The 19,412-nt window shown below is 66.5% G+C and carries 20 protein-coding genes; 8 read left to right on the forward strand and 12 right to left on the reverse strand.

From position 1 onward, the window contains the following. Positions 1-173: 173 nt before the first annotated feature. From EGH21_RS13735 to ahaH, 9 genes are all read right to left on the reverse strand, one after another. Complete coding sequence (locus EGH21_RS13735) at positions 174-929, reverse strand: bacteriorhodopsin (RefSeq protein WP_220619057.1); 756 nt, start codon at positions 927-929, stop codon at positions 174-176. A gap of 195 nt (positions 930-1,124) precedes the next feature. Beyond that, positions 1,125-2,540, reverse strand: a complete 1,416-nt coding sequence (locus EGH21_RS13740) for an ATP synthase subunit B (protein ID WP_220619058.1) — start codon at positions 2,538-2,540, stop codon at positions 1,125-1,127. Positions 2,541-2,542: 2 nt separating this feature from the next. Next, positions 2,543-4,303 (reverse strand): ATP synthase subunit A, encoded by a 1,761-nt coding sequence (locus tag EGH21_RS13745; protein WP_220619059.1) that lies wholly within the window; start codon positions 4,301-4,303, stop codon positions 2,543-2,545. A 2-nt stretch (positions 4,304-4,305) separates the two neighbouring features. Then, positions 4,306-4,629, reverse strand: coding sequence for a V-type ATP synthase subunit F (locus EGH21_RS13750; protein WP_220619060.1), 324 nt, complete (start codon positions 4,627-4,629; stop codon positions 4,306-4,308). Then, the gene (locus tag EGH21_RS13755; RefSeq protein WP_220619061.1) at positions 4,626-5,702 is read right to left on the reverse strand and encodes a V-type ATP synthase subunit C; all 1,077 of its coding nucleotides are present in this window, start codon (positions 5,700-5,702) and stop codon (positions 4,626-4,628) included. The genes EGH21_RS13750 and EGH21_RS13755 overlap by 4 nt, the downstream gene beginning before the upstream one ends. Then, entirely contained in the window at positions 5,699-6,283 is a 585-nt protein-coding gene (locus EGH21_RS13760; protein ID WP_220619062.1) for a V-type ATP synthase subunit E, read from the reverse strand. The genes EGH21_RS13755 and EGH21_RS13760 overlap by 4 nt, the downstream gene beginning before the upstream one ends. A 21-nt stretch (positions 6,284-6,304) precedes the next feature. Continuing rightward, positions 6,305-6,568: a F0F1 ATP synthase subunit C gene (locus EGH21_RS13765; RefSeq protein ID WP_166966611.1), complete on the reverse strand. Its 264-nt coding sequence runs from the start codon at positions 6,566-6,568 to the stop codon at positions 6,305-6,307. A gap of 219 nt (positions 6,569-6,787) precedes the next feature. Further along, a complete protein-coding gene (locus EGH21_RS13770; RefSeq protein ID WP_220619063.1) occupies positions 6,788-9,007 on the reverse strand; it encodes a V-type ATP synthase subunit I in 2,220 nt (739 codons plus the stop codon). Next, entirely contained in the window at positions 8,994-9,326 is a 333-nt protein-coding gene (gene ahaH, locus EGH21_RS13775) for an ATP synthase archaeal subunit H (protein ID WP_220619064.1), read from the reverse strand. The genes EGH21_RS13770 and ahaH overlap by 14 nt, the downstream gene beginning before the upstream one ends. Positions 9,327-9,481: 155 nt before the next feature. Here ahaH and EGH21_RS13780 point away from each other — a divergent pair, with 155 nt between their 5' ends. Next, positions 9,482-10,102: a methyltransferase domain-containing protein gene (locus EGH21_RS13780; protein ID WP_220619065.1), complete on the forward strand. Its 621-nt coding sequence runs from the start codon at positions 9,482-9,484 to the stop codon at positions 10,100-10,102. A 237-nt stretch (positions 10,103-10,339) separates the two neighbouring features. Here EGH21_RS13780 and EGH21_RS13785 read toward each other — a convergent pair whose 3' ends face one another. Then, positions 10,340-11,584, reverse strand: a complete 1,245-nt coding sequence (locus EGH21_RS13785; protein ID WP_220619066.1) for a DUF7096 domain-containing protein — start codon at positions 11,582-11,584, stop codon at positions 10,340-10,342. Positions 11,585-11,738: 154 nt separating this feature from the next. Here EGH21_RS13785 and EGH21_RS13790 point away from each other — a divergent pair, with 154 nt between their 5' ends. The 3 genes from EGH21_RS13790 to EGH21_RS13800 all read left to right on the forward strand — a co-directional run bounded on the left by EGH21_RS13790 (position 11,739) and on the right by EGH21_RS13800 (position 14,682). Next, positions 11,739-12,869 carry a helix-turn-helix transcriptional regulator gene (locus EGH21_RS13790; protein ID WP_220619067.1) on the forward strand — a complete coding sequence of 377 codons (1,131 nt, stop codon included), beginning with the start codon at positions 11,739-11,741 and terminating at the stop codon, positions 12,867-12,869. 71 nt (positions 12,870-12,940) lie between these two features. Further along, complete coding sequence (locus tag EGH21_RS13795; protein ID WP_220619068.1) at positions 12,941-13,732, forward strand: electron transfer flavoprotein subunit beta/FixA family protein; 792 nt, start codon at positions 12,941-12,943, stop codon at positions 13,730-13,732. Continuing rightward, the gene (locus EGH21_RS13800) at positions 13,732-14,682 is read left to right on the forward strand and encodes an electron transfer flavoprotein subunit alpha/FixB family protein (protein ID WP_220619069.1); all 951 of its coding nucleotides are present in this window, start codon (positions 13,732-13,734) and stop codon (positions 14,680-14,682) included. Before EGH21_RS13795 ends, EGH21_RS13800 begins: the two co-directional genes overlap by 1 nt. A 15-nt stretch (positions 14,683-14,697) precedes the next feature. On the opposite strand, the gene EGH21_RS13805 is transcribed toward EGH21_RS13800, so the two are convergent. Continuing rightward, on the reverse strand, positions 14,698-15,576 hold the full coding sequence (locus EGH21_RS13805; RefSeq protein WP_220619070.1) for a mechanosensitive ion channel family protein: 879 nt from the start codon (positions 15,574-15,576) through the stop codon (positions 14,698-14,700). A 265-nt stretch (positions 15,577-15,841) separates the two neighbouring features. Between EGH21_RS13805 and EGH21_RS13810 the strand changes: the two genes are divergently transcribed. From EGH21_RS13810 to EGH21_RS13825, 4 genes are all read left to right on the forward strand, one after another. Next, entirely contained in the window at positions 15,842-16,684 is an 843-nt protein-coding gene (locus EGH21_RS13810) for a polyprenyl synthetase family protein (RefSeq protein ID WP_220619071.1), read from the forward strand. 68 nt (positions 16,685-16,752) lie between these two features. Then, on the forward strand, positions 16,753-17,316 hold the full coding sequence (locus tag EGH21_RS13815; RefSeq protein ID WP_220619072.1) for an AAA family ATPase: 564 nt from the start codon (positions 16,753-16,755) through the stop codon (positions 17,314-17,316). After that, positions 17,313-17,729, forward strand: coding sequence for an RNA-binding domain-containing protein (locus EGH21_RS13820; RefSeq protein WP_220619073.1), 417 nt, complete (start codon positions 17,313-17,315; stop codon positions 17,727-17,729). The genes EGH21_RS13815 and EGH21_RS13820 overlap by 4 nt, the downstream gene beginning before the upstream one ends. After that, a complete protein-coding gene (locus EGH21_RS13825; protein ID WP_220619074.1) occupies positions 17,726-18,340 on the forward strand; it encodes an HAD family hydrolase in 615 nt (204 codons plus the stop codon). Before EGH21_RS13820 ends, EGH21_RS13825 begins: the two co-directional genes overlap by 4 nt. Positions 18,341-18,342: 2 nt before the next feature. Here EGH21_RS13825 and EGH21_RS13830 read toward each other — a convergent pair whose 3' ends face one another. Next, on the reverse strand, positions 18,343-19,398 hold the full coding sequence (locus EGH21_RS13830) for a molybdopterin-dependent oxidoreductase (protein WP_220619075.1): 1,056 nt from the start codon (positions 19,396-19,398) through the stop codon (positions 18,343-18,345). Positions 19,399-19,412: the final 14 nt, after the last annotated feature.

Below are 19,412 nucleotides of genomic sequence, written 5' to 3' on the forward strand. Positions count from 1 at the left end.
GCACTGCGCGACGCCTGTCGTCGAGCCCCGCGACGGCTGGTTAGCCGGATGGAGGCGGTCTGCCGTCACTGCCCACCATCCCCGCGACGGGACTCGGAGTGAGTCCCCGCGGTCTACCGTTCTATCGACGCGAGGACCGCTCGAAGCGGCGTCCTCGCTCCGCTCGAGTCACCCTAGTCGTCGGCGGGCGTCGCGCCCGTCGGCGCGCTCTCCGCGGCGCCGTCGAGGACGCTGTGGCTCCGCAGGAGGATGAACCCGAAGCCGACCTTCGCGACGAGGTCGATGACCATGAACCCGGCCGTCTCGATACCGATGCCGACGAGACCGAGTCCCTCGGTGCCGACGAGCCACCAGACCGGGTATATCAGCCAGACTACCGTCACGAGGTTCCGCAACGTCTTGAACGTGCTCTGTGTGTCGCTCGGCAAGTCGCTGACCCGACCGGACAGCGAACTGAACAGGAAGTACAGCAGCACGAGCAGGAACGCCGTGCTGATACCCCACCACACGAGGCGTTCGGCGCCGGGCGAGAGGACGCCGCTCCCGGCCGACAGCGTCGCGAGGACGCCGGTGCCGATCATCAGCACGTCGAGGCTGACCAGCGTCGCGATGGTGTTACGGTCCGCCCCGGCGAGCAACCCGAGGTCGTACAGCAACAGCGGCGTCGTGAACAGCCAGTCGGTGTACCGTGCCCAGTAGATGGGCGCTTCGGGGTCGTTGGGCAACTCGATTATCGTCAGCCCGAACCCGAGTGCCATCGCGAGATAGTTTACGAACGCTATCGCCGTTATCAGTATCGTGGCGATATAGAACTTCTGTCGCCGTTCGTTGGTCTCTCCCCACCCTCGGCCGATGAAGTACAGCATGCCGAGGAACATGCCTGCTGTGCCGAGCCAAAGCCATATCGATTCGCCTCCTGGTTGTGGCATAGTGCATCCGTACTTTAGACTCCACAAGTGAAGTTTAATGTACCCAAACAGTTCGGTAACGGTCGACAAATATTGCGGACCGGGTATCGCTCCGACTGTTCGGGCGGTGGCGAGTCCCGTCGAAGAATCGGCGAACCGTTCGGCCCCGGCGGCGACCGGAACGGCGGTCGGCAGAAGGGCGACGACTCCGGCCGGTCAGTCCGCGGCGACTTCTTCGGCCTGCTCTTCCTCGCGGTAGTGCTCCTCGATGAGCTCCTCGTCGATGCGGTTGAGTGCGTCCTTCGGGAGCATCGAGAGCAGGTCCCAGCCGAGTTCGAGCGTCTCGTCGATGTCGCGGTCCTCGTCGAAGCCCTGGTCGACGAACTCGTCCTCGAAGCGGTCCGCGAAGTCGAGGTACTTGTTGTCGAGTTCCGACAGCGCCTCGCGACCGACGATGTTCACGAGGTCGCGCAGGTCTTCACCCTCCGCGTAGGCGGCGAAGATCTGGTCTTTGACGTCGGCGTGGTCGGCGCGGGTCAGGCCCTCGCCGATACCGTCGTCCATCAGGCGCGACAGCGACGGCAGGACGTTGATCGGCGGCTGGACGCCCTGACTGTTGAGGTCGCGGTCGATGTAGATCTGGCCCTCGGTGATGTAGCCGGTCAGGTCCGGGATGGGGTGCGTGTCGTCGTCGCCCGGCATCGTGAGGATCGGAATCTGGGTGACAGACCCCTCGCGGCCCTCGATACGGCCCGCCCGCTCGTAGAGCTGGGCCAGGTCCGTGTACATGTACCCGGGGTAGCCACGCCGGCCGGGGACCTCCTCACGTGCGGCACCGATCTCTCGGAGCGCCTCACAGTAGTTGGTCATGTCCGTCAGGATGACCAGCACGTGATAGTCCTTCTCGAAGGCGAGGTACTCGGCTGTGGTGAGCGCGAGTCGCGGCGTGATCGTCCGCTCGACAGCCGGGTCGTCCGCGAGGTTCATGAAGACGACCGACCGTTCGAGTGCACCGGTGCGCTCGAAGTCGTCCATGAACTCGTTGGCCTCCTCGGCCGTGATACCCATCGCGCCGAAGATGACGGCGAACTCGGAGCCGTCCTCGTCGTCGCCCTCTTCCTCTTCGGGCACACTCGCCTGTCGGGCGATCTGGAGTGCGAGGTCGTTGTGGGGCAGCCCCGACGCCGAGAAGATGGGCAGTTTCTGCCCGCGGACGAGCGTGTTCATGCCGTCGATGGCCGACACGCCCGTCTGGATGAACTCCTCGGGGTACTCACGCGAGTACGGGTTGATGGCTGCGCCGACGATGTCCTGTCGCTCGTCGGGGACGATCTCGGGTCCGCCGTCGATAGGCTGGCCGGTCCCGTCCATGACCCGCCCGAGGAGGTCCTCGGTGACGGGCATCTTCATCGTCTCGCCGAGGAAGCGAACGGAGGCGTTGCGGTCGATACCCTCCGTGCCCTCGAACACCTGGATGGCGACGTAGTCGCTCGCGGATTCGAGCACCTGGCCACGGCGGGTCTGGCCGTCGCCGGTCTCGATCTCGACGATCTCGTCGTAGCCGACGGGCTCGTCGGTCTCGACGAAGACCAGCGGTCCGCTGATCTCTGTGATTGTCTGATACTCTTTCATTGTTAGTACATCTCCCGGATCTCGGAGGTGATGTCGTCCTCTAGGTCGTCGATATACTCGTTGTAGTCTTCCTGGACGCCGATACGGTTGAGCCGCGGTGCGGCGTCGATGTCGGTGATCTCCTCGACGGGGACGCCGGCTTCGAGCGCCTCGAAGGCCGCGTCGTTGTACGTCTTGATGGCGTCCATGATGCGGTAGGTCTTCTCGGGCTCACAGTAGGTGTCCGTCGGGTGGAACGCGTTCTGCTGGAGCCACGCCTCGCGCAGGTAGCGGGCGATCTCCAGCGTGAGCTGCTGGTCCTCGGGCAGCGCGTCCTTCCCGACGAGCTGGACGATCTCCTGCAGTTCCGCTTCCTCGTCGAGGGTGTCGATAGCCCACTGGCGCGTCTCCGGCCAGTCCTCGCGGACGTTCTCGACGAACCACGGGTCGAGCTGGTCCCGGTAGAGGGAGTACGACTCGTTCCAGTTGATAGAGGGGAAGTGCCGGCGTTCGGCGAGGTCGGCGTCCAGCGCCCAGAACGTCTTGACGATACGCAGCGTGTTCTGGGTGACCGGTTCCGAGAAGTCCCCACCGGGCGGGGAGACGGCCCCGATGACGCTCACGGAGCCCTCGGTGTCGTTGATGTTCTGGAAGTAGCCGGCGCGCTCGTAGAACTCACTGAGGCGAGCCGAGAGGTACGCGGGGTACCCCTCCTCGCCGGGCATCTCCTCGAGACGCGAGGAGATTTCGCGCATGGCCTCGGCCCACCGGGAGGTGGAGTCGGCCATCAGCGCCACGTCGTACCCCATGTCGCGGAAGTACTCCGCGATGGTGATACCCGTGTACACGCAGGATTCACGCGCCGCGACGGGCATGTTCGACGTGTTCGCGATGAGGCAGGTCCGGTCCATCAGGGCGTTGCCCGTGATGGGGTCTTCCAGTTCCGGGAAGTCCTCGATGACCTCGGTCATCTCGTTGCCACGCTCGCCACAGCCGACGTAGACGACGATGTCCGCGTCGGCCCACTTCGCGAGCTGGTGCTGGGTGACCGTCTTCCCCGACCCGAACGGTCCGGGGATGGCGGCCGTCCCGCCCTTCGCGATGGGGAACAGGCCGTCCAGCACGCGCTGGCCGGAGATGAGCGGTTCCGTCGGCGTCTCTTTATCCTTGGCCGGGCGCTGACTGCGGACCGGCCACTCCTGACGCATCTGGATCTCCTCGCCGTTGTCCAGTTCGACGACCGTCTCCTCGACGGTGAAGTTCCCGGACTCGGTCGCGGTGACCTCGCCACCCTCGTAGTCGGGCGGGACCATCACTTTGTGGTCGATGCTGGGCGTCTCGGGGACGGTGCCGACGATGTCGCCGGACTCGACCGTGTCGCCCTCCTCGACGGTCGGCTCGAACTCCCAGGTCTTCTCCAGGTCGATACCCGGCGCGTCGACACCGCGGTCGAGGTACGGCGAGCCCATCTTCTCCTCGAGGACGTCGAGCGGGCGCTGGACGCCGTCGTAGATGGCGTCGAGCATCCCCGGCCCGAGGTCCACGGAGAGGGGTGCGCCGGTCCCTTCGACTGGCTCACCCGGGGAGACGCCGGACGTCTCCTCGTACACCTGGATGGTGGTGATGTTGCCTTCGATCTCGATGACCTCGCCCATCAACCCTTCCGAACCGACGTAAACGACGTCGTTCATCCGGGCGTCGAGGTCTCGAGCCGTTACGACCGGTCCCGAGACGCTTTCGATGATACCGTCCTCGCGGACGTCGGATTCTGTTGCTTGACTCATAGTTAGTCTTCGTCCATCAGGTCGATACCGATGGCTCGTTTGATCTGTTCACGCAGTCCACCGCTACCGGTGCCGCCGCCGAGCGTCACCAAGACGGGTTCGACGCTCGTCTCGGCGTCCTTCCGGACGCCACGGGAGAGATGCGATAGGTCGTCGTCGTGCATCACGACGATGCCGACGTCGTCGTCCGTGAGCATCTCCTCGACGGCGCCGTCCAGCTGCTCGTCCTTCTCGTCTGCGGGCACGTCCGCGAACTTGCGGACGCCTGCCAGTCGGAACCCCGTCGTGAACTCCGGGCTCCCGATGACTGCTATCTCCTGGCTCATAGTATCACCAGTTCCTGTTCGATCTCGTCGGGTCCGAGGCCGGCCTCCCGACCACGTGCGATGGCGCGGATGTTGTCGACCTCGCGCTCCTTCGCGAGGATGTACGACAGCACCGGGCAGACCGACAGCGGGTACCGGTTCGAGAGCTTGTCGGCGTACTCCAGCAGCGCCGCGTCCAGTGCCCGCTCGAACTCGACGAGGTTCTCCGCGTCTTCGAGGTCGCCAAGGGCCTGGTCGAGGTCGTCGCCGTAGGTGCTCTCGCGCACGGCGGCGACCAGTCCGTCGAAGTTCGACGCGAGCTGTGCGAGCGACTGTTCGTCGAACAGCTTGCCTCCCTCGATGTAGTACTCGGAGGGGTCGACGTCGGCGCCGCTCCGTGCCAGCCGAAGGGCGTTCCGGAGGTTCCGGAAGTCGACTTCGGCTTCGAGGAACTCGATGTAGAGGCCGGTCGGACTGTCTATCTCCGGGTTGTCCGGCAGCCCGTCCAGCAGCGTCTCGTAGAACGCGCGGTCGATGGCGTTCTCGAGGGGGACGAGAACCTCGGTCTCCTCGTATATCTCGTAGGCCGCCGCTAGCGGGTCACCGAAGATGGTGTCGTCGAGTTGCTCGACGACGTCCTCGATAGAGCCGGCGTTCAGTAGCTGGTCGATACGACGCTCGCTGAACTCGCCGGCGCGGATGAGGTCGTCTTCGACCTCGGTGGCGTCCGAGCCGGCGTAGAGGCCACGGATGACCGTCTTGACGTTCCAGACGTCGAACTTCCGCAGGTATCGGGCGATGTAGTCGTACAGGGCGCCCTCCGACCAGCGGAGCAAGTCCTCGAAGTGCTTCGCGAGGTTGCGGTTCAGCGCGTACTCGACGAGGTCGACGCCGGAGTACCGTGAGCCCAGCGCGTTCATCTCGGACTCGTACTCGGTCTCCTCCATGAAGCGGGCGATTTCGCCCGTCCCCATGCGGACCAGTTTGCGGTAGTCGTCGTCGTCGAACAGCGAGGCACGACGGGAGCGAACCCGAGCGATGACGTACTCGTAATTCGAGCTCCGGCCGCGTTTTGCCGTCCCTTGGCTGCTCATTGTGCTTCGAAGAGTCGGTCGCTGATTTCTTTCAGATTGTCCTCCCAGACGCTCTCCAGCACGGAGTCGAACGTGTTGTTCACACGGACGCGGGAGGCCTCGCTCTCGACAACCACACCGCCGAGACACTCGTGTTCCCCGGCGAACTCTGCGTCGTCGTAGTCGGTGAGGATATCCTCGATGAGGGCCTGATCGTCGGCACGACCGAACACGCGAAGCGAGTCGCCGTCGTCGAACTCCTCGGCGGCGGCGTCGACGAGCGAGCGCGTCAACTCCTCGCGACGGTCACCGTCGAGGTCGGCGACGGCCTGTTCGACGTCGTCGTGGACGTCCTCTAAGACGTCACGGCGGGCGCCGAGTCGGGCCTGCTTGGCCTCGAGTTTCGCCGACGAGAGACGCTGCTCGCGTTCCTGCTCTATCTCGCGCTCGACTTCGGCCTCGCGGTCCTCGTGGATCTGCTCGGCGTCGGCCTCGGCCTCGGAGATTATCTCCTCGGCACGCTCGTCGGCCTCGGCGCGTATCTCGTCTGCACGCGCGCGGGCCTCGTCTCGGATGTCCTCTACGACTGTATCAAGGCTCATTGTTGGAAAAGGGGGTGTAGTTTAGACGACGAAGACGACGACCAGCGCGAGGATGACGAGTGTCTCCGGCAGGACCGTCAGGATGAGGCCACGACCGAACATGCTGTCGTCCTCGGCGATGGCGCCGACTGCGGCGGCACCGATACCGCGCTCTGCGTACCCCGAACCGAGCGCGGCCAGCCCGACGGCGAGGGCGGCAGCGGCGGAAGCCGGGATTGCCGGCGCGGCGCCGGTGGTACCTTCCTGCAGTACAGCGTTGACAACGAGTGCGATAGTTTCAATCATGTTGTTGAAGTCCTCTGTGGGGTTGCTCGTGTCCGAACAGGCGTATGTGACGCCACGGAGTTCATAAAGGTTCCCAAAACTGTTCGGCGAGACGCTGTTCGACCGGTTTAGTCCCTCTCTCGGGTGGGGTTGTGGGCTGGTACCAGCCGACTGTCAGACGGAACCGGCGCAGACGCTACCCTCGTGGGAACAGCAGCGATAAAGAGAAGCGGCGGGCGCTCAGTCGTCGGTCGTGTAGGTCCGCTCGTAGCCGAACGGGTTGTAGGCCTTGCCGCCGCCCTCGAAGAACTTGCCGAAGAACTCGACGTACTCGAGACGCACACCCTGCAGGCCTGCGCTGGTGACACCCAGCACGAGGACGAGGACGTGGCCCAGCACGAGGACGAGGAGGCCACCGACGACGCCGGCGATACCCGAGTGCATCAGACCGGGGAACATGATGGCTTCCTGCCCGTACTCGGCGATAGCCCACTCGGGACCGTGTCCGATGAGGAAGTGGAACTCACCGTCGTGAGTGTACGCCCCGAAGAACAGCAGGTTGACCACGAAGGCCATCCCGGCCTTCGCGAGCAACACTGCGGCCAGTCGCGTGTACGACAGGACGTTCACGAGGACGTTCAGGAACTCGACGACTTCGATAGGGTCCGCGAGTGCCAGCAGGACGAGTCCCGCGAAGAACGGGACGAGCCACGCCGAGAACGGCGCGCCCAGCAGCGGTAGCTCGAAGAGGTTGATTGCGGGCACACCGGCGAACCCGAAGGCGTAGGGATTCCCGGCGAAGACGCCGGCGTCGGCGGTGTAGAGGAAGTCGGGTGCGGCGCCGTTCGCGCCGGAGAACACCCACCCCCACAGACCGAAGAGCATCAACAGCCACGACCCGCTCTCGGTGACGGCGTCCCAGAGCCCGTGGCCGAGGTTCTCGACGAAGTCGAATATCCAGCCAGCCGCGAGGTGAACCATCCCGGCCAGCAGACTGAGCGTCAGCCACGCCAGCGCGTAGTCGGCGTAGTGAGGCTGGAGGCCTTTGTGCATCGGCGGACTGCCGCCGAACAGCACTTCACCGACCGTGTGTAAGCCGAATATCTCACCGTAGAGGATACCGAACAGCGCGGTGAACCCACCGGCCCACATCGCGACGCCGCCGAGACTCTTCAGGACGTCGCTGTCGACGTTCGAGTACAGGAAGTATCCAGCGAGGAAGTACAGCAGCCCGTACCCGAGGTCACCGATCATGAACCCGTAGAACGCCGGGAACGTCAGGAAGAACGCGACCGTCGGGTCGAACTCGCCGTACTTCGGGCGGTTGACGACCTCGACGAGGTCCTCGAACGGCCGGACTCCGCGCGGGTTGTCTTGGATGACCGGTGGTTCGTCGGCGCTCATCGTCACGAGACCGCCGTCGGCGACGGCCTCCTGAGAGGTGTCGTCGGCTTCGGTGATGGTGGCGCCCTCCTCTTCGGCGCTCCCGCCGTCGCCGCCCTCGTGTTCGACTTCCTCACGGGAGTGGACGTGGCCGTCGTCGTACTCGGCGACTTCGAGTTTCTCGATGTCGACGGCTTCCGAAACCTCGGCCTCGACGGCGGTCTCGAACTCGTCGTAGCTGTCGTTGGGAATCCACCCCTCGGCGATGAAGGCGTTCTCCGTCGTCGCGAAGGTCAGCGGTGCCTCGGCCTTCTGGACCTCGATGGCCAGTTTCTCCTCCGCGGCCAGCAGGAAGCCCGCGTAGTCGAGTCGGAGGTCGTCGAGTTCGTCCTCGACGGTCGCGAGTTTGGACTCGAGCTTCTGCTTCTGGTGCTGGAGTTCTTCGAGGTACTCCGACGGGTCACCGTCGCCCTCGGGCACCTCGAGTTGCGAGAACGTCGCGCCGACGAGCACGTCCTGGAGCGTGCTCTCGTCGGTCCTGGCGAAGACGGCGACGACGTCGTCCTCGGACCGGACCTCGAACGTGTCGACGTCGCTGTCTGCCAGCGCTATCTTCACCTCGTCGACGTCGCCCTCGCCGACGGCGACCGAGAGCGAGTCGTAGTCACGGAGCAGGTCGAGGTCGATACCGAGCGTGACGAACGGCTCCATCGTGTCGATGCGCTCCTCTACGTCCCGGAGGTCGTCGCGGACGTCGTCACGTCGGTCGTCGAGTTCGTTGACCTGCGTCCGGACCTCTTCGAGGTCCTCTTCGAGCGCGTCGTCGGTGACGAGCCGCGTCGGGCCGGCGTCCTCCTCGTCGACGCCGAGGATGGACTGCAGCGACCGGACAGTGACGAGTTGGTCGGAGGCAGAGTCTGCCCCCTCGACCGGGTTCCCGGGTTCGAACCCTTCCCAGGACCCATCGTACTCGGTGACGTGGAGCATGTCGAGGTCGTGGACCGCCTCGATAGCCTGCTCCATGACACGCTTCGACCCCGTCATCGAGACGCGGCACATCTTCTCAGGTCTGAGCATGTACCGCCTCCTCGAACAGGTCTGTGACGTATTCGACCACCTCGTCGGTACGGCCTTCGGCCTGCTCTTCGAGTTCGGCGCGGGCCTCCTCGCCCTCGGCGATGAGTTCCTCGCGCTCGGCCTCGATGTCCTCGCGAGCGTCCTCGAGACGCTCGTCGGCCGCCGATTGGGCCTCCGCCTCGGCCTCCTCTCGGATCTCGTCGGCCCGTTCTCGGGCCTCTGCGAGCCGCTCTTCGCGGTACTCTTCGGCCTCAGCGACGATGTCGTCGGCCTCCTGCTCGGCCTCCTTTATCCGGTCTAGAACTTCTGGCCGTGGCATTCTCTAATCGTGTGCTCGTTGCTAGAGCGGCTATTTGGTAGTTGCGAAGTTTGCGCGCCTGCGTGAGAGAGACTGGCACCCGACGAATCGGACCGGCGGGCGGCCCCAGACCGAAATCCGGGGAATTATGACCGCGAACCCCTAACGAGTGGGTAATGGGAGTCCTCGAGAACAAAGCCCGCGCGCGGACGTTCTACAAGTATCTCTCGAAGGTGTACGATACCATCAACCCATTCATCTGGGACGAGCGGATGCGTGACGAGGCCATCGAGATGCTGGACCTGACCCCCGAGGACCGCGTTCTGGACGTCGGCTGTGGCACCGGCTTCGCCACCGAAGGACTGCTCCAGCACGTCGACACCGTGTACGGACTCGACCAGAGCCCCCACCAACTCTCGAAGGCCTACCAGAAGTTCGGCAAACACGGGGACGTGCGGTTCCACATGGGCGACGCCGAACGGCTCCCGTTCAAAGACGATAGCTTCGACGTCGTCTGGTCGTCGGGCTCTATCGAGTACTGGCCCAACCCCGTCGACGCGCTCGAAGAGTGTCGCCGCATCACGAAACCCGGCGGCAAGGTTCTCATCGTCGGCCCGGACTACCCCAACTCCTCCATCTTCCAGAAGGTTGCCGACGCCATCATGCTGTTCTACGACGAGGCGGAGGCCGACCGGATGTTCGAGGCCGCCGGCTACGAGGAGTTCGAACACCACATCCAGCAGTCCCGACCCGGTAGTCCGCGGGCGATTACGACCATCGCCGACGTGCCGGAGTAGGCCGATTGGCCGACGTGACTGGCCCGAGACGAGCGAAGCGAGTCTCGCTTTTTCGCCCACGTTTTTGCCGTGAGTGGTGGCCGCAGGCCACCCGAACGGGAAAAAAGGTGGTCTGGCAGTCTCGGCCGGGCAGTCCACGCGCGATTACGACCATCGCCGACGTGCCGGAGTAGGTCGACGTTGCCGATTGGTCGGTCTCGTTCATCGGGCAGTTACGACCCGGTTACCAACCGGTGACTACCGTGCCGGCACGGTGACCGACGTCCGGGTGCCGTCGGCGGCCGTCACTGTCACCGTGTACTGCCCGCGCGGTTCGACGGTCCAGAGGACGCCGTCGGCCCCGCTGGCACCGACGCGGTGGCCGTCGACGTGCACGGTCACTCCGACCGGCGACCCGGTCTCGTTGTTCGTGGCCGAGACGTAGAGGGGGCCGGTCTGATACGCTCGCTGGACCTGCAAGCGGAGCGACCCGTTGACCGCCTGCTGGGAGTCGGTGGGCTGGACGGTCGCCAACTGGCGGTGCTGGAGTTCGTAGAAGACGTTCGTCGTCCCGCCGTCGAGGTAGGCAGTGAGTCTGCCGGTGGGGTGATTGGCGGTCAGTTCGTAGATACCGGAGGTGCCGTAGTACGTGAAACTCGGCCGCTGGCGCTCGTAGAGCCACGTGTACAGTTCCGAGGCGCGGTTGTCGGCCAGGTCGAGACGGTTCGTATCCTCGGAGGTCCCCTCGACGAACTGGTCGGGTTCCGTCGGTCGCCGCTCGCTGCCGAGATACGTCTCGCGGACGTACGCGTCGTCGTCGACGGTCGCGAGCATGTACCCCTCCGTGGCGCCTTCGACGTACACGACGCTCGGGTCGGCGGCACCCGCGACGCTCGCGCGCACCTGCTCGCTGACCGGCCCGTGCAGTAGCTGTAAGTTCCCCTCGACGTTTCGCAGACGAGTCTCCATGCCGCTGGTCATCGAGTAGTCGGGTTCGAGTTGCTGGGCCGACGAGATGCGGTCGAGCGTGTCGAGCAGGACGCGTGACTCCGCGTCGACGAGCACGCGGACGCGGAGCAGTTCGCTCTCGGATATCTCGCCCGCGGCGTAGCGACGGACGGCCGTCTGCTGGCGTCGTTGGAGCTGGGCCGCCTTGGTTTCGGCGTCCGACATCGTTTCGCGGACGAGTTGCCGTCGTTCGAACTCCGAGTCGGCACGCCGGAACCGCTTCTCGAACGCCGACGCCTCGTGACGCTGGTGGAGCTGTCGGGACCCGGCCGCCACCGCCGTGCTGACGTCGACGCCGGTCTCGTTGAACCCGGACGACTGAACCTCGCTGGAGGGGATGGCGAGGTGGTTCGTCGTGTTCGGAATCGGAGTTATACGCGGAGAGACTGACGTCTCCTGAACCGACTGCGCCGGCGTCGCGTCCCAGGCAGCGGCGGGGGCCGCCGTCGCACTGGCCAACAGCAGTGCGACGAGGAGGGCAGGGAGGACTCGCATCACCACCGGGTTGATGGTGAGAGTACAAAAATCCCCCTATTGCTCTAGCACGGATAGACGGCAGAGAGGCCGCGAAACGTTTCAAAAAGGGTGCTGACGTTTTATTCTCGGATGGAAAGGGTTTTGCCGACGGACTGAGCATCCACGTGTGGAAATGTCCTCGCGGATATCCGCCGCCCTCCTCGTCGTCCTCGTCGCGGCGCTCGCGACGACGTCGGTCGCAGCGACGCCCGCCCTACAGAGCGGCGTCGCCGCCTCGCAGACGACGGCGACCGAGACCCCGACGCCGGTCACCGAGAACACCACGTTCTACCTCCAGTTACAGCGGAACGGCGACGCGCGTTGGACGGTCACGGACACGTACGCGCTCGACGACCAGAACGACACGGAGGCCTTCGAAGAACTCGCCCAGCAGTACGTCGACGGCGAGGCCGATACCGGGTGGGAGACGGCGTTCCGGGAGGCAAACGAGGCCGCGACGGCGGCGACGGGCCGCGAGATGAACATCACCGGGATGAACAAGGACTACGTCGTCAACGAGCAGCGCGGGACCCTCGTGCTCGAGTTCACGTGGGAGAACTTCGCCACGGTCGAAGACGGCCGTCTCGTCATCGACGACGCGTTCGATACGCCCAGCGGGACGTGGCTCGGCAGTCTCACGGCGAACCAGACGCTCGTCATCTCGGCACCGGCGGGCTACGGCGTCCAGAGTTCGCCCCCGACGATGGGCGTCCAGAACGGCGAACTCCGGTTCGTCGGCCCCCGGACGTTCGAACCCGGCTACCTCGAAATCGTCTACACCGGCGACGACGAGACGTCGGTCCCGGGGACCGAGGAGACGCCGGGCGGTGGGTTGCTCGGTGACCCGCCGCTGTGGATAGGGGCCGCCCTGATGCTCGTCATCGGGCTCGTGGTGGCCGCGAGGTACATCGACCGGGACGGCGACGTGCCGGCGGCCGGTGCGGCGAGTACGACCGGCGACGGCGGTTCGGACGCGGGGACCGCCGAGGCGACCAACGGTGCGTCGGCGGAGTCGACCGACGCGGCGGAGGATGACGTCGACCTCACCCTGCTGAGCGACGAGGAGCGCGTCGAGCACCTCCTCGAACAGAACGGCGGCCGGATGAAGCAGGCCCGCATCGTCAAGGAGACCGGGTGGTCGAACGCGAAGGTGTCGCAACTGCTCTCGGCGATGGACGAGGACGACCGCATCGACAAGCTCCGTATCGGCCGCGAGAACCTCATCTCCTTCCCCGACGAGGACGTCACCGAGATAGACGAGTAGTCGGGGTAAACCCCAGCTCAGTGGTTTCTGGTTCGGAAACGTTTATTCGCCGTGCGGCCCCACTGCGTGGTATGAAAATACTTGTCACGGTGAAGGAGGTGGCAGACGTCGACGACGAGTTCGAGATAGACGGACTCGGTATCGACGACCGCTACGTCACGTACGACCTCAACGAGTGGGACGACTACGCCGTCGAGGCGGCCGTCCAGATACAGGAGGCCGGCGAGGACGTCGAAGTCGTGGCCGTGACCATCGGTGACACCGACACCGAAGACACGATTCGGCAGGCGCTGGCGAAGGGGGCCGACCGCGCGGTCCGCGTGTGGGACGACGCACTCGCGGCGGCGGGACTGCTGGACCCCGAGACGAAAGCTCGGCTTATCGCCGCCGTGGCCGCCGAGGAGGACCCCGACCTCGTACTCACCGGCGTACAGTCGGCCGACGACGGGTTCGGTGCGACCGGCGTGACGCTGGCCGAACACCTCGGCTTCGAGTGGGCGGCCGTCGTCAACGACCTCGACCTCGACCGCGAGGCCGGCGTCGCACACGTCCACCGCGAACTGGAGGGCGGTGTCGAGGAACTGACCGACGTGGAACTCCCGGCGGTGCTGACCATCCAGACCGGCATCAACGAGCCACGCTACGCCAGCCTCCGCGGCATCCGGCAGGCCCAGAGCAAGGAACTGGCCGAGTACACGCTCGCCGACCTCGGCCTCACGGCGGCCGACATCGAGAGTCCGCTGGAACAGACCGACCTCTACGAACCCGAGAGCGAGGGCGACGCGACGGTGTTCGAGGGGAGCGCCGAGGAGACGGCCAGCGAGTTGGCCGGGCTACTCCGCGAGAAGGGGGTGGGGAGCTGATGACGGTCCTCACCGTCGCGGAACATCGCCGGGGCGAACTGCGCGACGTGAGCCTCGAACTACTGACCGCGGGCCGCGAACTGGCCGACGCGACCGGCGGCGAACTGCACACGGCCGTCGTCGGCGGCGACGTCGAGGCGTTCGCCGAGCGACTGGACCGCGAGGGCGTCGACGCGATACACACCGTCGACGAGGGCGAGGAGTTCAACCACGACGTGTACACACAGGTCGTGCACCAACTGGCCGACGCCGTCGACGCCGACCTGCTCGTCGTGCCGAACAGCGTCAACGGCCTCGACTACGCGCCCGCGGTGGCCAGCCGCCTCGACTGGCCGCTGGTGACCGACGTCGTCGACCTCAGCTACGACGACGAACTCACGGCGACCCGCGAACTGTACGGGTCGAAGGTCGAGACGACCATCGACGTCCACGCCGACCGAGCGGCGGTGACGGTCCGACCCGCCGAGTGGCCGGCCGCCGAGGGGACCGGCGACGCGACCGTCGACGCGTTCGACGCCGACGTCGACGAGTCGGCGGTCCGGTCGACGGTCACCGGGTTCGAAGAGGTCGGTGGCGGCGAGGTGGACATCACCGACGCCGACGTCCTCGTCTCGGTCGGCCGCGGTATCGAGGAGGAGGAGAACCTCAACCTCATTTTCGACCTCGCGGAGGCGCTGGACGCGACGGTGTCGGCCTCCCGGCCGCTCATCGACAACGGGTGGCTGGCGAAGGACCGGCAGGTCGGGCAGTCGGGGAAGGTCGTCACGCCCGACGTGTACATCGCCATCGGCATCTCAGGGGCGGTCCAGCACGTCGCCGGCATGAAGGGCAGCGACACCATCGTCGCCATCAACACCGACCCCAACGCGCCCATCTTCGACATCGCCGACTACGGTATCCAGGACGACCTGTTCGAGGTCGTCCCCGCGCTCATCGAGGAGTTCCAGTAGTCCGCGCCGGCGGTCTCAGTCGCCGGTCGCCTCGCGTTCGACCTGTACCGACCCGGACAGTTCGCGGCCGGACGGAGGTGCGAGTATGAGGCCCTCCTCGTCGAACCGCCGTTTCACTCGGCGGCGGAAATCGGAGCGGACGTCGGCGACACCGCCGCGCGCCGGGTCGTCGATCCAGAACTCCGCTTGTACCGTGATGGCGTCGGGCCCGAGGTCGAGGATTCGGGTGGTCGGTTCCGGGTCCGTGACGACGCGGTCGTGGTTCCCGGCCACGTCGCGCACCGCGAACAGCGCACGTTCGGTGTCCTCCTCGTAGGCCACCTGCATCTGTTCGGTGACTCGGTACGTATCCCGACCGAACGGCCGGACCAGCGCGTTCGTCGTCAGTTCCGTGTTCGGGACGGTGATAGTCTCGTTGTTCGGCGACCGGACCCGCGTCACCCGGAAGTCTACGGCCTCGACGACGCCCTCGCCACCCGGCCACGAAATCCAGTCACCGACGTTGAAATCGGGGTCGGCGACCAGAAAGAAGCCGCTGACCAGCGACCCCAGCACTTCCTGTCCGGCGACGCCGAACGCGAAGGTGAGCGCGGCGACGAGGATAGCCGAGTCCGTCGAGAGGAGGACGTCGCCGTGCCCCGCGCCGACTAGCCCGACGAAGCCCGCGAGTCCGACGAGCGTGACCTGCAGGTACGTCTCCATCGCAGTCACCAGCGTCGGGTTGTTCTTGTTCCGAGAACGAACGACCCGGATGACGACCGGCACGACCAACACTCGACCCAGCAGATAGACGGCACCTGTCACCGCGAGGAAGACGAAAACCTCAGTGATACTCTGACTGTAATCCAGCACCGAATCGGGAAGCCAACTCGGTGGGCGCAACTGAGCGACCATACGGTCCGAAGACACGCGCGCCGGAAAAGCCCACAGACACGGACGGACCGCTCGTCGGGTGTCGAGCAGGACCACGACAGGCGTGATGGCCCCCCAGCCAGTCGCTCGAGCGGTTCAGTCGACTCTCGACGGTCCGGTACCGAGAGTCCCCTGTCGATAGTGAAGGTTGGGAGACCGAGTCCTTCGATACGTCTCCGATTACCGTGACGACGAGCAGGGAAGCGGGTCGTCAGGTACTTTTTCGGGAGGTCCTAACTGGTACCTAATGGAGTATCTGGAGCGGCGTCGTGACCGCGTCGAGGAGCGACTGGAGGCGGTCTTAGACGGTGTCGAACCGGAGGAACTCGCCGACGAGGTCCGTCACGTCGCGCTCTCGGGTGGGAAACGCGTGCGACCGACGGTGACGGTCCTCGTCTGCGAAGCGCTGGGTGGGGACCCCGCCGACGCCGTCGACTTCGCCGTCGGCATCGAACTGGTCCACAACGCCTCGCTGGTCATCGACGACATCATCGACGAGTCCGAGTTGCGCCGCGGCACCCCGGCGGCGTGGGCGGAGTTCGGCCACGGTCCGGCCATCATCGCCTCGGACGGCCTGCTCGGAGAGGCCTTCGCCCTCTTCTCGGCCGACGAGCGGGCGATGCAGACCGTCTCCGAGGCGATGGTCGAACTCGGCGAGGGCGAGGCGACGGAACTGGTCGCCCAGCCCACCAACGAGGAGGAGTACATGCAACTGGCCCGCCGGAAGACCGGCGCGTTGTTCCGGGCCGCCGCGGAACTGGGTGCCATCGCCGCCGACGCCGACGCCTACACCGTCGAGGCGATGGGCGAGTACGCCGAACGCGTCGGCGTCGCCTTCCAGATGCGCGACGACGTGCTTGACGCGACGGCCGACGCCGAGACGCTGGGCAAGCCCACGGGCCACGACGCCGAGATGGAACGGCCCTCACTGGTCGAGGTGACCGAACTGACCACCGAGGAGGCGAACGACCGTGCCCGCGCCGAGTCCGACGCCGCACTGGACGCCCTCTCGACGGTCAACGCGCCGGACTCGCAGTCGATGGAGTACCTGCGCGACCTCGCGGAGTTCGTCGTCGTCCGCGAGCGGTGACCGAGACGAGCAGACCGACGACTGCGAGAACAGCAGGTCTTTAGCCCGCTGTCGACAAACCGCAGGCAATGACAGTCATCGGTATCGTCGGGCTACCGGGCAGCGGCAAGAGCGAGGCGGCCAACGTCGCCGCCGACATGGGGGTGCCGGTCGTGACGATGGGCGACGTCATCCGCGAGGAGTGTCGTGAGCGGGGGTTAGACCCCGCGACCCACCACGGCGAAGTCGCGAAGGCCCTGCGCGAGGAGAACGGGCCGGGCGCCATCGCCGAGCGGTCGCTCCCGGTCATCGAACGCGAACGCGCCGACAGCGACACCGTCCTCGTCGACGGCATCCGCTCGGACGTCGAAGTCGACGCCTTCCGCGACGCCTTCGGCGAGTCGTTCCTGCTCGTGAAAGTGGACGCCCCCTTCGAACTGCGCGCACAGCGACTCGACCTGCGCGGCCGTGACGCCGGCGGCGACGACGGCGGCGAGTCGCTGGCGGCCCGGGACGAACGGGAACTCGGCTTCGGCATGGGCGAGGCCATGGACATGGCCGACCTCGAACTGGACAACACCGAGTCGCTGGCGGCCTTCCAGCGGAAAGTGCGTACGCTGTTGCGCGACGGCCCGGAGGCGGTCGACTCGTGAGCGCCGTGTACAGCGTCGACGTGTCCATCACGGCACCGGTCAACGACACCGAGGTGACCGCCCGCGTCGCCGACGCCATCCGAAACCTGTTCCCCGAGGCCGACCCCGTCCACCGCGAGGGGGAACTCGTCGCCGAGGTGCACACGATGGAGGGGTTCTCCGAGGAACTCCACCGCGCCGAGATTCTCGACACCGCGCGGTCCATCTTCTTCGACTCGCTCTCGGGAGACACCTTCGTGTTCGACCTGAAGAAGCAGGCGGCCTTCGAGGGCCGGGTCAACTTCGCCGTCGGCGACCCGTCGGAACTGGGCGACGTCCACGTCGAGGTCACCGTCCGGGAGCCCGACGCCGAGAGCTACGTCGACTACGTCGCGCCGCCGACGGAGGACGGCCAGCCCCTCGACCCCGAATGACGACCGCACTCTGTTTCGACCTCGACGGCACGCTGGTCCACTACACGCGCCCCTACGGCGACGTGGTGGAAGCCACCTTCGAGGCCCACGGCATCACCCACGACGACGACCTCGAAGCCGTCGGCCGGTCGGCCTACCAGCGCGCCTTCGACGGACTCGAACCAGACCCCCACCGCACGGCGATGGCCGCCGTCGTCGCGGAGGCGGGCGTCGACGCCGACCCCGACGCGATGGTCGAGACGTTGCGCCGGAACGACTACGCCGCGACGGAGGTGCCCGACGCCGCCCGCGAGAGTCTGACCACGCTCGCCGAGGACAACCAACTCGCCGTCGTCACGAACGGGGTCCGGGACTGGCAGGTCGGGAAACTCGACCACCACGACCTGACCGACCTGTTCGACGTCGTCGTCGCCTCCTACGAGGCCGGGGCGCACAAGCCCGACGCCGCGCCGTTCGACCTCCTGCGCGAACGCCTGCCGGCCGACGAGTACGTCATGGTCGGCGACGAGTACGAGGCCGACGTGGAGGGCGCTCGGGCCGCCGGGTTCGTCCCCATCCACTACGAGGAGGAGGGGCCGGACCTCTGGGCGACCATCGAGGCGTTGCTGTAGGCTCAGAGACCGCTGACGAATATCGCCAGCCACTCGCCGAGTTCACGGCGCTCGGTGACCCGCACTTCTTCGACCCACTTCACCCACTGGAAGCCCCGCCGTCCCGGCGCGACGAGTCGGAGCGGGAAGCCGTGCCCGTGCGAGAGACGCTCGCCGTCGACGTGCGTGGCGAGGACGACGTCCCGAGCCTCCTCGATAGGGAGGCTCCACCGGTAGCCCGTCACCGACCGGAACTGCACCCACCTCGCGGCGTCGTCGGCCGCGGCCGCGTCCAGTAGTTCACCCACGCCGACGCCCTGCCACTCGTGGCCCGAGTACCACCCACTCGTACAGTCGAGCACCACGTCCTCGCTCGCGTCCTCCGGGATGTCGTCGAGCGTGTACGTCCGCTCGTTCTCGACCCGACCCGTGACCGCCAACCGCCACGTCGCGGCGTCGACGGGGTCCGGGTCGTCGGCGACCCAACTGGTCACCGGGAAGCGGTTTCCCGCGTCGGTCCCCTCCTCGCGGGACCCGGTGTAGCGCCGGTCGGCCCCAGCCGTCTCGAAGGCGTCGTTGACCGGCCCCTGAAGCCGCCACACGAGCGCGCCCGCCGTGACGAGGCCAGCGTAGCGAATTGCGTCGCGCCGCCCGCGACGCGTCACACTCGACGGCGAGTGGAACCGGTAGCGGAGGTGTGCGAGCAGGAGCGGCGGGACGAGCAGACCGAGGCCGACGTGGAGGTGAAACAGCCCCCACGGGCCCAAATCGAGCGTCCCGCCGAATATCCACCAGACGCCGGTCGCGAGCGCCGCCGCCGCGTCGGCGGCCAGCAGGAGCGAGAAGAGGCGTCGCCCCGTCAGGCGGTCGGGCGCGACCCGTCGTCGGACCCGCCACAGTTTCACCGGGAGCAGGCAGACGAGGACGACCCCCGCGACGGCGTGGAGGTCGACGACCCACGCCGTGCTAGGGGTCCCGGTGAACATCGTCGCCACGCCCGTCGTCAGCAGGACGGCGACGGAGGCGAACAGCCCCCAGTCGACCGCCCGCGGCGACGGGGAGTACCGTCCGACGTCCATACGCCCGTGTTGGC

Origin of the sequence: Haloarcula rubra, from assembly GCF_019599465.1 — an archaeon.
GTDB lineage: Archaea > Halobacteriota > Halobacteria > Halobacteriales > Haloarculaceae > Haloarcula > Haloarcula rubra.